The 13,356-nt window shown below is 71.7% G+C and carries 12 protein-coding genes; 4 read left to right on the top strand and 8 right to left on the bottom strand.

Going from position 1 to position 13,356, the window contains the following annotated elements:
* Window positions 1-53: 53 nt before the first annotated feature.
* The 3 genes from QE401_RS01695 (at window position 54) to QE401_RS01685 (ending at window position 3,247) form a co-directional block, all read left to right on the top strand.
* Window positions 54-776 carry a GntR family transcriptional regulator gene (locus QE401_RS01695; RefSeq protein ID WP_307136525.1) on the top strand — a complete coding sequence of 241 codons (723 nt, stop codon included), beginning with the start codon at window positions 54-56 and terminating at the stop codon, window positions 774-776.
* Window positions 777-905: 129 nt separating this feature from the next.
* On the top strand, window positions 906-1,892 hold the full coding sequence (locus tag QE401_RS01690) for a Bug family tripartite tricarboxylate transporter substrate binding protein (protein ID WP_307136524.1): 987 nt from the start codon (window positions 906-908) through the stop codon (window positions 1,890-1,892).
* A 158-nt stretch (window positions 1,893-2,050) separates the two neighbouring features.
* Window positions 2,051-3,247 (top strand): hypothetical protein, encoded by a 1,197-nt coding sequence (locus QE401_RS01685; RefSeq protein WP_307136523.1) that lies wholly within the window; start codon window positions 2,051-2,053, stop codon window positions 3,245-3,247.
* 63 nt (window positions 3,248-3,310) lie between these two features.
* On the opposite strand, the gene QE401_RS01680 is transcribed toward QE401_RS01685, so the two are convergent.
* Window positions 3,311-5,221, bottom strand: coding sequence for a M10 family metallopeptidase (locus QE401_RS01680; RefSeq protein ID WP_307136522.1), 1,911 nt, complete (start codon window positions 5,219-5,221; stop codon window positions 3,311-3,313).
* 256 nt (window positions 5,222-5,477) lie between these two features.
* Between QE401_RS01680 and QE401_RS01675 the strand changes: the two genes are divergently transcribed.
* A complete protein-coding gene (locus QE401_RS01675) occupies window positions 5,478-6,662 on the top strand; it encodes an acetyl-CoA C-acyltransferase (RefSeq protein ID WP_307136521.1) in 1,185 nt (394 codons plus the stop codon).
* Between the two features lie 22 nt (window positions 6,663-6,684).
* On the opposite strand, the gene mnhG is transcribed toward QE401_RS01675, so the two are convergent.
* The 7 genes from mnhG to QE401_RS01640 form a co-directional block, all read right to left on the bottom strand.
* On the bottom strand, window positions 6,685-7,152 hold the full coding sequence (gene mnhG, locus QE401_RS01670; protein WP_307136520.1) for a monovalent cation/H(+) antiporter subunit G: 468 nt from the start codon (window positions 7,150-7,152) through the stop codon (window positions 6,685-6,687).
* Window positions 7,149-7,430 carry a K+/H+ antiporter subunit F gene (locus QE401_RS01665; RefSeq protein WP_307136519.1) on the bottom strand — a complete coding sequence of 94 codons (282 nt, stop codon included), beginning with the start codon at window positions 7,428-7,430 and terminating at the stop codon, window positions 7,149-7,151. Before QE401_RS01665 ends, mnhG begins: the two co-directional genes overlap by 4 nt.
* Window positions 7,427-7,912: a Na+/H+ antiporter subunit E gene (locus tag QE401_RS01660; protein ID WP_307136518.1), complete on the bottom strand. Its 486-nt coding sequence runs from the start codon at window positions 7,910-7,912 to the stop codon at window positions 7,427-7,429. The genes QE401_RS01665 and QE401_RS01660 overlap by 4 nt, the downstream gene beginning before the upstream one ends.
* Window positions 7,909-9,519 (bottom strand): monovalent cation/H+ antiporter subunit D, encoded by a 1,611-nt coding sequence (locus QE401_RS01655; RefSeq protein ID WP_307136517.1) that lies wholly within the window; start codon window positions 9,517-9,519, stop codon window positions 7,909-7,911. Before QE401_RS01655 ends, QE401_RS01660 begins: the two co-directional genes overlap by 4 nt.
* Window positions 9,516-9,860, bottom strand: coding sequence for a Na+/H+ antiporter subunit C (locus tag QE401_RS01650; RefSeq protein WP_307136516.1), 345 nt, complete (start codon window positions 9,858-9,860; stop codon window positions 9,516-9,518). The genes QE401_RS01655 and QE401_RS01650 overlap by 4 nt, the downstream gene beginning before the upstream one ends.
* Window positions 9,860-12,745, bottom strand: a complete 2,886-nt coding sequence (locus QE401_RS01645; protein WP_307136515.1) for a monovalent cation/H+ antiporter subunit A — start codon at window positions 12,743-12,745, stop codon at window positions 9,860-9,862. Before QE401_RS01645 ends, QE401_RS01650 begins: the two co-directional genes overlap by 1 nt.
* An 84-nt stretch (window positions 12,746-12,829) precedes the next feature.
* Window positions 12,830-13,309: a PTS sugar transporter subunit IIA gene (locus tag QE401_RS01640; RefSeq protein ID WP_307136514.1), complete on the bottom strand. Its 480-nt coding sequence runs from the start codon at window positions 13,307-13,309 to the stop codon at window positions 12,830-12,832.
* Window positions 13,310-13,356 lie beyond the last annotated feature (47 nt).

The raw sequence follows: 13,356 nt of genomic DNA, 5'->3' as shown, positions 1-13,356 counted from the left end.
GACTGCTATTGCAGTTCTTGCCAGGGTGGTTCGCCACTGATATTGCAGTTGCCATGGCCATGCTGCTCAGCCCCGATTTGCCGCCGCTGCCCGAGGATGCCCGCCCGCTGGCGGAACGGGTGCATGCGGTGCTGCGCGACGCCATCGTCGCCGGCGTGCTGGCGCCGGGCGGGCGGCTGTCGGAGCGCGGCCTGGCCGCCGCCCTCGGCGTCTCCGCCCAGCCGGTGCGCGAGGCGATGCAGCGGCTGGAGGCCGAAGGGCTGGTGGAGACGCGGCCGCGCAGCGGCTCCGTCGTGCTGTGCCAGCCGCGCGCCCGGCTGGTGGAGATGGGCCGCATCCGCGCCGCGCTGGAAGGCGTGGCCGCCGGCTTCGCCGCCGAGCATGCGACGCCCGAGGATATCGACCGGCTGCGCCAGCGCCTGGCGGCGATGCGCACGGCGACCGAGGCGCGCGACGGCGCCGCGCTGCGCCTGGCCAATGAGGCCTTCCACACCGCGCTGCTGGCGGTCAGCGACAATGCCTTCCTGCTGCGCGGCCTGCAGGCGCTGCGCGCCTACGACCATATCGGCCGCGCCCGCGTCCTGGCCGCCGATGACGACCAGCCGCGCCTGGCGCTGGCCGAGCACGCCGCGATCCTGGAGGCCGTCGCCGCCGGCGATGCGCCGCAGGCCGAGGCGCTGATGCGCCGGCATGCGCTGCGCTCGCTGGCCGTGGCCTTCCCCGGCGCGCTGCCGGAGCCGGAGACGGAGACAGGGGCGGTGGCCGCCGCCGGCTGACGCCGCCCGGATCGCCGCCACGGCCGCGGCCATGAATCGAGACCGGCGGCCGCAGGGCCGGCGGGACGCCCGGGTGCAAGGCCCGGAACCAAGCACAAGGCAGGCCGCCGAGCCCGCCGAGGAGGATTGATGACCAAGATGTTCCGCCGCGCCCTGCTGGCCGCGGGGGCGCTGCTGCCGCTCGCCGCCCTGCATGCCACGCCCGCCCAGGCGCAGAACCGCGCCTATCCGACGCAGCCGATCCGCGTGATCGTGCCCTTCTCGGCCGGCACCTCGGACACGGTGGCGCGGCTGGTCGGCCAGCAGATGAGCCAGAGCCTGGGCCAGCCGCTGGTGATCGAGAGCCGCCCCGGCGCCGGCGGCAATATCGGCAGCGAGGCCTGCGCCCGCGCCACGCCGGATGGCTACACCATCTGCCTCGGCACCATCAGCAGCCACGCGATCAACCCGTCGATCTTCGCGCGCATGCCCTATGACAATCTGCGGGATTTCGCGCCGATCACGCAGCTGGCCGCGCAGCCCAACGCGCTGGCGGTGTCCAACGACCTGCCGGCGCGCAATGTGGCCGAGCTGGTCGCGCTGCTGAAGCAGCGGCCGGGCCACTACAATTACGGCTCCTCCGGCGTCGGCACCTCGGTCCACCTGGCCGGCGCGCTGTTCACCCAGCTGACGGGCACGCAGATGGAGCATGTGCCCTATCGCGGCAGCGGCCAGATCATGACGGCGCTGCTGGGCGGCGAGCTGCCGCTGGCCTTTGACAACCTCTCCTCCGCCCTGCCCTTCCAGCGCGACGGCAAGATCCGCATCCTGGGCGTGGGTTCGCTGACGCGCAGCCCGGCGGCGCCCGACATCCCGAGCGTCGCCGAGACGGTGCCGGGCTTCGAGAGCCTGTCCTGGCACGGCTTCTTCGCCCCCGCCGGCACGCCGGCGGAGATCGTGGCGCGGCTGAACCGCGAGGCCGTGGCGGCGCTGCGCAGCCCGGCGGTGGCGCAGCGTTTCCAGGAGCTGGGCATCACCCCGGTGGGCAACACGCCGGAGGAGTTCCGCGCCTTCATCGCCAGCGAGACGCAGCGCTGGGGCGAGGTGGCGCGCAAGGCGGAGATCCGCGTCGAGTGAGGCGCATCGGCGCCCTGGGGCCTGCCCGGGGCGCCGCCCTGCCTGGCTTCCCGCCGCATGGCGGCGAGCTTAAATTTTCAATATGTTATAATATCTCACTCCAGGCGTGGTAACCGCGCCGGCAGCTTTGCCGGAATGCCCACACCATGCCCTTCTCCATGCCCCGCCCTTCTGCCCGGCGCCGTTCGCGCCGGCCGGCGCTGCTGCTTGCGCCGCTGCTGCTCGCCGCCGGCGCGGCGCGGGCCGAGGAACCGCCGGTGCGGCTGGAGGCCAATGGCTTCGGGCTGGAGGGCAGCCTGGACACCGAGCTGGATGTCGACCGCAACGGCGCGCGCGGCGGCCGCCGCGCCTATACCGACCTCTACAACAAGACCGAGCTGGAGCTGACCCTCACCCTGCCGCAAGGCTTCGCCATCGAGGGCAGCTTCAAGAGCGAGCCGGCGCCGCGCGAGCCGGATGGCAGCGACCGCGCCTTCCGCGGCCAGGCCGCCTGGGTGGAGACGCTGCTGCTGAGCTGGTCGGAAGGCCCGCTGCGGCTCTTCGCCGGCAAGCTGCATCCGCGCTTCGGCTTCGCCTGGGACCGTGCCCCCGGCCTCTACGGCACCGATTTCGCGGAAGGCTATGAGCTGTCGGAGAAGATCGGCTTCGGCGTCAACCTCTCCCTCTCCGAGCTGGCCGGGCTGGATGAAAGCTGGGGCCGGCACAGCATCCAGCTGGAGATGTTCCAGGCCGACCGCACCGCCCTGTCCTCCTCGCTCTTCTCCTACCGGCATGCGGTGGTGGATGGCGCGGGGCGCACCCGCTACAGCGCGCGCAACCGGCGCGCCTATGGTGGCGCCGACAACACGCGCGGCTACCAGAATGCGGTGCTGTCGCTGGAGGGCAGCGACATCGAACTGCCGCTGGGCAGCCTGGACTACACGCTGGGCCTCTCCTCCCGCCGCGCCGGGCTGGACAGCGAGGCGGCGGGCACCGCGGCGACCGAGCGCGGCAGCGTCGCGGGCCTGGCCTGGACCATCCCGCTGCCGCTGGAGATGAGCGTCACGCCGCTGGTCGAATGGCTGCGCCAGCGCGACGCGGATGGCATCGGCGGGCTGCGGCGCGACGTGCTGACCGCCGGCCTGTCGCTGCAGCGCGGTCCGGTGACGCTGGCCTATGCCTATGAATGGCTGAAGGAGCGCGGCGTGGCGCCGCAGCAGGCGGTGCAGAACACCGCCTCCGTCACCTATGATCTCGGCGATCTGGTGTCCTGGCTGCGCGGCTTCGACGCCACCATCGGCTGGCGCCGGCTGCGCGAGGAAGGGCAGTCGGCCAATGATTACGGCGCCCAGCTGCATTACAGCGTGAGCTTCTGAGCAACGGGGCGCGTAGGGCGGCGCGGCCCCCGGCGGTGTCGCCAGGGCCGCGCCGCCCGGCGCTCAGAACACCGCCTCGCGGCCCTCCGCCGCGCCGAAGCGCAGATAATGCTCGAGCGGGTCGATGCCGGCCGCGGCCACATCGGCATTGGCCGCCAGATAGCCCTCGGTGTCGAAGATCTCCGACGGGTTGCGGCCCTCGCGCCAGCCGAACTGATGGTAGTGCTCGAGCGGGTTGATGCCGGCCGCCGCCACGTCCTGGTTCCATTCCAGATAGAAATCGGTGTCGAACCAGCCATTCGGGTCGCGCCCCTCGCGCCAGCCGAAGAGGTCGTAATGCTGCTGCGCGTCGAGGCCGGCGCGCGTCACATCCGGATTGCTGATGCGGTAATACTCGGCATCGACACCGCCGCGGATCTCCTCGCCCAGCACCAGATGGTTGAAGCGGTTCTCGGCCTGGCCGAAGGCCAGGTAGTGCAGCAGCGGGTTGATGCCGGCGGCCGCCACATCGGCATTGGCCTTCAGATAGGCCTCGGTGTCGAACCAGGCCGAGGCGTCGCGACCCTCCCGCCAGCCGAAATTCAGGTAGTGATCCAGCGGATTGATGCCGGCATCGGCGACGTCGCGATTCACCGCCAGGTAGCCGGAGACCGAGAAGAAGGCGTTGGGGTCGCGCCCCTCGCGCCAGCCATACTGGGCGAAATGCTCCTCCGCCGCCATGCCCGCCAGCCAGACATCGCGGTTGTCGCTGTAGTAGGACAGGGTGTCGACCAGCGGGCTGCCGCGATCCAGCTCGATCACGCCATCGGCGAAGACCAGGCGCTGGATGTTGGTGAGGATGTCATAGCCCTCGGGCCCGTCGATCGTGGCGGTGTTGCCATAGCGGCCGGCGCTGGCGACATCGGCGAAGTCGCTGTCGAAGCCGGCGGTGTTGCGGCCGCCGCCGCCATCGATCATGTCGTTGCCGGCGCCGCCGAAGAAGTAGTTGTCGGCGTCATTGCCCATGGCGCGGTCATTGCCGCCGCCGAGGATGGCGCGCTCGATCACCACGCCATGCGCGATGGTGTAGCCGCCATGCACGCCCGCGGCATAGGACATGTAGCCGCCGCCGCCCGGCGCCCATTCCAGCGTCGCCGCGCGCAGGTCGATCACCGTGTCGCGCAGGCCGGAATAGCGGATCGTGTCGCTGCCGCCGGTGTCCCAGATCGCCGCATAGCCGGTGCCGGTGGCGTCGGCATCCCACAGCTCGTAGACGTCGTCGCCATTGGCATAGGTGGTGTTGACGCCGTATTTCGCCTGCAGCACGGCGATGTCGAAGGCCATGGGGGTGAAGTTGCGGCCGTAATCCTTGCTCCCGGCCAGGCCATCCGGGCCGGTGGCCCAGCCCTCGACATAGGACATCATGGTCCAGACGGTCTGGTTCAGCCCGAACTCGCCGACATCCTCCTCGTCCGTCACGCCGGGGAAGATGGTGGAGCCGCCATCCGCGCCATGCGGATGGGCCAGGCCCAGGCCGTGCCCCATCTCATGGATCAGCGTCTGGAAACTGTCGCCGCCGATATCGAGCGGCCCGCCCGGGCTGCGGTTCCAGACCGGCGCCGTGACATTGAACAGGCCATAGCCATCCAGCTCGCCGCCCAGCGGCGGCACCATGAGGCCCGCCACGGTGTCCCGCTGGAAATCGCCGAGCACCATGCGGAAATCGGCATCCTCGCCCGGCGCGGCCTCGGTGAAGGTCAGGTTGGTGATGCGCTCGAACAGCTCGAAGGCCTTGAGGACCTGGCCGCGCTCATACTCGTTCCACTCCTGGCTGACGACGGTCAGCGGCTGCTCGGGATTGCCGTTCTCGTCGACATCATCCTCGTCGGGCGGGATGGTGACGCTGCTTCCCGCCTCCATGAACCGGTAGGTGACGTTGAGATCCGAGAGGCTGACATTCCAGGTGATGCCGGTCAGCGGATTGTAGGCGGTCATGGGGCGCACCTCGCAGGCAGGGCGGGCAGCGGGCGCTGGCAGCACCGCGGGGAAGTCCATGCCCTTGCCGGCACCGCCCGACCGGGCCCAGCGCCGCCTCCCCCTGTGCAAATCCTAACAGAGCCGTGACGGACGCGCCCACGGCCACGTCTCGTTTACTTGGCCCGGTTTCTCGCCACCCCAGCCCCGCCCTGCGCCCTCCGGCTCGCCCTGCCGCGCGGCACCGCGCTAGGCTCGGGTCAGGAGGAACCAGGCCATGACCGAGACCGAGCGCGATCCCGTGGTGATCGCCGCCGCCGCGCGCACCCCGCTGGGGCGTTTCCAGGGCGGGCTGGCCGGGGTGCCGGCGCCGCGCCTGGGCGCCGCCGCGCTGTCCGCCGTGCTGCGGCGCGCCGGCCTGGCGCCCGAGGCGGTGGAGGAGGTGCTGATGGGCTGCGTGCTGCCGGCCGGGCTCGGCCAGGCGCCGGCCCGCCAGGCGGCGCGCGCCGCCGGCCTGCCCGATGCCACAGGGGCGGCCACCATCAACAAGGTCTGCGGCTCCGGCATGAAGGCGGCCATGCTGGGGCATGACGCGCTGCTGGCTGGCTCCGCCCGGCTGGTGCTGGCCGGCGGCATGGAGAGCATGTCGGGCGCGCCCTATCTGCTGGACCGCGCGCGCGGCGGCTACCGCATCGGCCATGGGCGGGTGCTGGACCATCTGCTGCTGGACGGGCTGGAGGATGCCTATGAGCCCGGCCGCAGCATGGGCAGCTTCGGCGAGGCGGCCGCCGAGCGCTACGGCTTCACCCGCGCCGACCAGGATGCCTATGCGATGGAGACGCTGCGCCGCGCCCAGGCGGCGCTGGCCTCCGGCGCCTTCGCCGCCGAGACGGTGCCCATCGCCACGCCGGCCGGCGAGGTGGCGGCGGACGAGATCCCGCAGCGCCTCTCGGCCGAGCGCATCCCGACGCTGAAGCCCGCCTTCCGGCCGGATGGCAGCATCACCGCCGCCTCCAGCAGCGCCAATGCCGATGGCGCGGCGGCGCTGCTGCTGGCCCGGCGTTCCACGGCGGAGGCGATGGGGCTGCCGGTGCTGGCCACGATCCGCGGCCATGCGACGCAGGCCCAGGCGCCGGAATGGTTCACCACCGCGCCGGCGCCGGCCATCCGCAAGCTGGTGGAGCGCATCGGCTGGCGCCTGCCGGAGGTCGATCTGTTCGAGATCAACGAGGCCTTCGCGGTCGTCACCATGGCGGCGATGCGCGAGCTGGACCTGCCGGCGGAGGCGGTCAACATCCATGGCGGCGCCTGCGCGCTGGGCCACCCGATCGGCGCGACCGGGGCGCGGCTGATCGTCACCCTGCTGCACGCGCTGCAGCGGCACGGGCTGCGCCGCGGCATCGCCGCCCTGTGCATCGGCGGCGGCGAGGCCACCGCCATCGCCATCGAGCGGGCGGAGTGAAATCCGCCCCCGGCCGGGGGGCTCAGGCCGGGTCGGGCGGCGGCGGCGGGCGCAGGCCGGGGCCGTCCAGCCCCGGTCCGGTGTCGGGGCCGGGCTGGTCGGCCGAGGCGGCATCGGCGCCCACCGCCGGCGGGCGGGCGCTCAGCGGCACGTCCAGCCTGCCCTCCACCCGGTCGCGCTGCATGGCGGCGCGGGCCACCAGCATCAGCGTCACCGGCGTGGTCACCAGCATCAGCACGCCGATCAGCAGCTCATGGATCACCAGCCGCGCCTGCAGCGCGCTGAACACCAGCATCGAGGCCAGCAGCACGCAGCCCATGCCCATCGAGGTGGCGATGGTCGGCGCGTGCAGCCGCTCATAGAAGCTGCGGAAGCGCAGCAGGCCGAAGGAGCCGGCCAGGGCCAGGCCGGCGCCCAGCAGCAGCAGCAGCGCCGCCGGGATCGCCGCCCAGCCCGGCAGCCCCGCCAGCGGTTCCAGCCCCGGCCTCATTCGATCACCTCGCCGCGCATCAGGAACTTGGCCAGCGCCGCGGTGCTGACGAAGCCGAGCAGCGCGATCACCAGCGCCGCCTCGAAATACAGCTCGGTGCCGCTGCGGATGCCGAAGCTCAGCAGCAGCAGCGCGCCATTGACGTAGAGCGTGTCGAGGCCCACCACGCGGTCCTGCGCGCGCGGCCCGCGCAGCACGCGGAAGGCGGCGCAGCAGAAGGCGGCGCCCAGCATCAGCTGCGCCAGCAGCAGCGACCATTGCAGCACGGCCAGGCTCATCGGAAGATCTCCCTCAGCGGCGCCTCGTAGCGGTCCTTGACGATGCGCACCCAGTGCTCCTCGTCGACCAGGTCGAGGACATGCAGCAGCAGCCAGCCTTCCTCGGCATCGAACTCGACCCAGGCGGTGCCCGGCGTCGCGGTCAGGATGCAGGCCAGCACCGCCAGCGCCTCCGGCTGGCGCAGTTCGAGGCGGATGCGCATGAAGCCGGCGCGCCGCGCCGGCAGGCGCAGCAGGATGATGCGGGCGACGTCGATATTGGAGCGGATGACGTCATAGGTGACGGTGCCGAACAGGCGCAGCGCCAGCAGCGGGCGGCGCAGCCGCACGCGGCCCGGCTTCAGCATCGCCAGCGCCCAGCCGCCCAGCACGGCCAGCACCAGCCCGACCAGCGCCGGCCCCGGCGCGGCGCTTTCCTGCGCCAGCATCCAGAACAGGAACAGGCCGAGCGAGACGACGGGATGCGGCAGCAGGCGGCTCATCGCGCGGGCTCCGTCACGCCACGGATATAGGTTTGCGGCTGGTGCAGCGTCGCGGCCGTGTCCTGCATGTAGCGCAGCACCGGGCCGGCGCCCGCCGTCATGCCGATGCACAGCCCGATCAGCAGCAGCACCGGCGCGATCTCCACCACGCCGACACGCGGCGCGGCACGGTCGCTGACCGCCCAGAGGCTGCGGATGCCGGCGCGCGCCATGGCCAGCACCGTCGCCAGGCCGGAGAGGATCAGCGCCACCAGCAGCGCCCAGCCGGAGAGCGGCACCGCCTCACCGCTGCGGCCGAGCCCCTCGGGGTTCAGGATGCCGTTCAGCATGGCGAATTTGGCGATGAAGCCGGACAGCGGCGGCAGCCCGGCCAGCAGCAGGGCGCAGCAGAGGAAGCAGGCGCCGAGCACCGCCATGGTGGCGGGGATGGCGACGCCGACCTCCTCCTCCTCCTCCTCCTCATCGTCATTGCCGTCGCCGAAGGCCTCCAGCGTCACCGCCAGCACGTCGGCGCCCATCTCGCGGCCGCGCTCCAGCAGCTCGACCAGCAGGAAGAAGGCGCCGATGGCGAGCGCCGAGCTCGCCAGGTAGAACAGCGCGCCCGAGGTGACGCTGAGCTGGCCGGCGCCGACCGCGGCCAGCAGCGTGCCGGAGGAGATCAGCACGCTGGCCCCCGCCAGGCGCGAGAGATCCTGCGTCGCCAGCACGCTGACCGCGCCGAAGCCGATGGTGGCGAGGCCGCCCACGAACAGGAAGGTGCTGCCGAAGCCGGCGGAATCGCCCGAGTCCGGGCCGAACAGCAGCAGCGACAGGCGCAGCACGGCGTAGAAGCCGACCTTGCTCATCATCGAGAAGATCGCCGCCGCCGGGGGGCTCGCCGCCGAATAGGTCGGCGCCAGCCAGAAGCCCATCGGCCACATTGCCGCCTTGGCCAGGAAGGCCATGCCGAGGATGGCGGCGCCGGCCTCCAGCAGCGGCCGGTCCTCGGCCGGCAGGGCCGGGATGCGGGCGGCGAGGTCGGCCATGTTCAGCGTGCCGGCCACGCCATAGATCATGCTGACGCCGATCAGGAACAGCAGCGAGGCGGCGAGGTTGATGGCGATGTAGTGCAGCCCGGCCTTGACCCGCGCCACGCCCGAGCCGTGCAGCGCCAGGCCGTAGGAGGCGGCCAGCAGCACCTCGAAGAAGACGAAGAGGTTGAACAGGTCGCCGGTGAGGAAGGCGCCGTTCAGCCCCATCAGCTGGAACTGGAACAGGGCGTGGAACTGCGCGCCCATGCGCTGCCAGCGCACCAGCGAGAACAGCAGCGCGGCAAGGCCGAGCAGCGAGGTCAGCAGCAGCAGCAGCGCCGCCAGCCGGTCCACCACCAGGGTGATGCCGAAGGGCACCGGCCAGTCGCCGACGCGGTAGACCAGCACCGGCGGCGCCTCGGCCTGGCTGGCCTGCACCATCAGCGCGATGGCGAAGCCGATCAGCGCGACGGCCGAGAGCAGGCCGAGGCCGGCGCGCAGCCGGGCGCGATGATCATCCATCGGGATCATCACCGCGCCGATGATCAGCGGCAGCAGGACCGGGGCGATGGCGAGGTGGGAAAGCCAGCCGCTCATTGGCCGCGCCTCCGCCCATCGACATGGTCACCGCCGGTCAGGCCACGGGCGGCCAGCATCACCACCAGGAACAGCGCCGTGGTGGCGAAGCCGATGACGATGGCGGTCAGCACCAGCGCCTGCGGCAGCGGGTCGGCATAGAGGGCCGGGTCGCCGGCGGTGCCCGGCTCCAGCACCGGGGCGCGGCCCACCGGGAAACGCCCCATGCTGAAGATGAACAGGTTCACCGCGTAGGAGAGCAGCGACAGGCCGATGATCAGCTGGAAGGTGCGCGGCCGCATCAGCAGCCAGACGCCGGAACCGCCAAGGATCCCGATGGCGAGTGCCAGGACCAGTTCCATCAATCCTCTCCCTGGAAGGCGGGGCCGGGCGGCGGCGGCGGCGCGGCGCGCTGGCTGCGCACCGATTGGTGGGCGATGGCGATCAGCATCAGCACGGTGGCGCCGAACACCAGGGCGAAGACGCCGATGTCGAACAGCATGGCGCTGGCCATGGGCAGCTTGCCCAGCCAGCCGAGATCGGCATAGGCGAAGTAGGAGGTCAGGAAGGGCCGGCCGAACAGCATGGCGGCGAAGCCGGTGCCGGCCGCCAGCAGCAGGCCCACCGACATCCAGCGCAGCGGGTGGACGCGCAGATGGTCCTCCACCCAGCGGGCGCCGCCGGCCATGTATTGCAGCAGGATGGCCACCGCCAGCATCAGCCCGCCGGCGAAGCCGCCGCCCGGCAAATCATGGCCGCGGATCAGCAGGTAGAGCGCCACCAGCCCGATCACCGGGAACATCAGCCGCATGATGACGCCCGGCACCAGCAGCCAGCCATGCGCGCTCTCCTGGCCGCTCTGCTGCTCCGGCACGCCGATGCTCTCCTTGGCGGGGCGGAAGCGGCGCAGCAGGGCGAAGACCGTCAGCGCCACGATGCCGAGCACGGTGATCTCGCCGAAGGTGTCGAAGCCGCGGAAATCCACCAGGATGACGTTCACCACATTGGTGCCGCCGCCCTCGGTATAGGCGCGCTCCAGGAAGAAGCGGGAGATGCCCTCCGGCGAGACGCGCGTCATGGTGGCGTAGGAGATCAGCGTCAGGCCGAGCCCGGCGCCGACCGCGATGACGAAGTCGCGCCAGCGGCGCAGCCGCGCCAGCACCTGGTTGGAGCCGGCATTCTCCAGCCGCTTCGGCATCCAGCGCAGGCCGAGCAGCAGCAGCACCGTCGTCACCACCTCGACCAGCAGCTGGGTGACGGCGAGGTCGGGGGCCGAGAACCAGATGAAGGTGACGCAGACGGCGAGCCCGGCGCCGCCCAGCAGGATCAGCGCCGCCAGCCGGTGGTACTTGGCCTGGTAGGCGGCGCCGATGGCGCAGAGCGCGCCCACCACCCAGACCAGCGCGATCACCGGGTCGGGCCGCGTCAGCTGCAGCCCGCCCAGCGCCAGGCCGTAGGGGGCCAGGGCCAGCACCGCGGCCAGCGCGGTGACGCAGACCATCAGCCGCAGCTGCATCTGCAGCCGCGCCGTGCCCAGCAGCCGCTCGGCGGTGCGGGCGAAGCGCCAGGAGAGGAACACCATCACCCGGTCGAACAGGCGGCGGCCATCAAGGCCGCGCAGCAGCGGCGTGCCGTCGATGCCGGCGCTGAGATGGCGCTGCAGCAGCAGGTAGAGCAGCGCGCCGCCGCCCAGCGCCACGAAACTCATCACCAGCGGCAGGTTGAAGCCGTGCCAGACCGCCAGGCTGTAATAGGGCGTGGCCTCGCCCAGCACCGAGCGCACCGCGACGTCGAGGAAGGGCCCGATGGTGGCGGCCGGCAGGATGCCCACGACCATGCAGCCGAAGACCAGCACCTCGACCGGCAGGCGCATCCATTGCGGCGGCTCATGCGGGGTCTTGGGCATGTCGCCGGTGGTCGGGCCGAAGAAGGCGCCATGGATGAAGCGCAGCGAATAGGCGACCGCGAAGATGCTGGCCAGCGCCGCGGCGAAGGGCAGCATGCTGTGCAGCATGGTGGGCGCGCTGGAGGCGGTCAGCGCCTCGGTGATGAACATCTCCTTGGAGATGAAGCCGTTCAGCAGCGGCACGCCGGCCATGGCCGCGGCCGCCACCATGGCCAGCCGCGCGGTGAAGGGCATGGTGGCGTTCAGCCCCGACAATCGCCTGATGTCGCGCGTGCCCGTCTCATGGTCGATGATGCCGGCGGCCATGAACAGCGAGGCCTTGAAGGTCGCGTGGTTCATGGTGTGGAAGATCGCGGCGACCATGGCCAGCGGCGAGTTCAGGCTGAGCAGCAGCGTGATCAGGCCGAGATGGCTGATCGTCGAATAGGCCAGCAGCCCCTTCATGTCGTGCTGGAAGATGGCGACATAGGCGCCGAGCAGCAGCGTGATCATGCCGCTGGTGCCGAGGATCCAGAACCAGGCATCGGTGCCGGCCATCACCGGCCAGAGCCGCGCCATCAGGAAGATGCCGGCCTTCACCAGCGTCGCCGAGTGGAGATAGGCGGAGACCGGCGTCGGCGCCGCCATGGCGTGCGGCAGCCAGAAATGGAAGGGGAACTGGGCGCTCTTGGTCAGCGCGCCGAGCAGGATCAGCACCAGCGCCGGCAGGTAGAGCGGGTGGTTGCGGATGACGTCGCCCGCCCGCAGCACCTGGTCCAGATCATAGCTGCCGACGATATGCCCGAGCAGCAGCACGCCGGCCAGCAGGGCGAGGCCGCCGCTGGCGGTGACGGTCAGCGCCATGCGCGCGCCGTCGCGCGCCGCCGCCAGATGCTGCCAGTAGCCGATCAGCAGGAAGGAGAAGAGGCTGGTCAGCTCCCAGAAGAACACCAGCTGGATCAGGTTGCCCGACAGGACCAGGCCCATCATCGAGCCCATGAAGGCCAGCAGGAAGGAGAAGAAGCGCGGGATCGGGTCGTCCGGCGACATGTAGTAGCGGGCGTAGAGCACGACCAGCAGCCCGATGCCGGCCACCATCACCGCGAAGACGGCGGCCAGCCCATCCATCCGCAGCACCAGGTTCAGCCCGAGCTGCGGCACCCAGGGGATGTCCAGCCGGGCCACGCCCCCCTCCGACACCGCCGGCCAATAGGCCAGCCAGACCATCAGCAGCGCGGCGAGGGCGATGCCGCCCGCCAGCCAGGATTCGAGGCGGCGGGCATTGCTGGGCAGCAGGGCGGCGGCGAGCGCGCCCAGGAAGGGCAGCAGGATGGCGGCGGGGAGGAAAACAGCGTCAGGCATCGGGCGCCGGGGTCTCCTGGGACGGCATGGCGGCGGCGGTGCCCGGGCCCGGCGGAGCCGGCGGGCGGGCGGGGCGGGTCGCGGTCAGTGCGGCTCGTCATCCCCCGGCTCGGGCGGGCGGGCCGCCTGCAGCATGGCCAGCGCCTCGGCGGCGGAGCCGGCCTGGCGCAGCTGGCGCGGCAGCTGGTTGCCGCGCAGCACCTTGCAGATGCCCGACAGCGCCGGCAGGAAGCCTTCCGGCGCATCCTCCGGCCACAGCACCAGGAAGACCAGGTCGACCGGGTCGCCATCGCGCGCATCGAACTCGATCGGCCGCTGCAGCCGCGCCAGCAGGGCCAGCGGCGTGGTCAGCCCCTCGAGCCGCGCATGCGGCAGGCCGACGCCGCGGCCGAGCGCGGTGGAGCCCAGGCGCTCACGCGCCAGCAGCGCCTCCAGCACCTCCTTCTTCGGCCGGCCGAGGCGTTCCGCGGCCTGTTCCGCCAGCAGCTCCAGCAGCTCGGCCTTGTCGGCCGGGGCCAGGCTGAGAATGGAAGCCTCGCCCGGGAACAGGTCGTTGATCGCCATCATATTCTCCAGAAACTGCCGCCGTCGGGGGGTAAATGACCCCCGTC

It is taken from the genome of Pseudoroseomonas cervicalis (assembly GCF_030818485.1).
Classification (GTDB): Bacteria; Pseudomonadota; Alphaproteobacteria; order Acetobacterales; family Acetobacteraceae; genus Pseudoroseomonas; species Pseudoroseomonas cervicalis_A.
The sequence above is the reverse complement of the archived record's forward strand: the minus strand, read 5'-3'. Positions and strand labels throughout refer to the sequence as shown.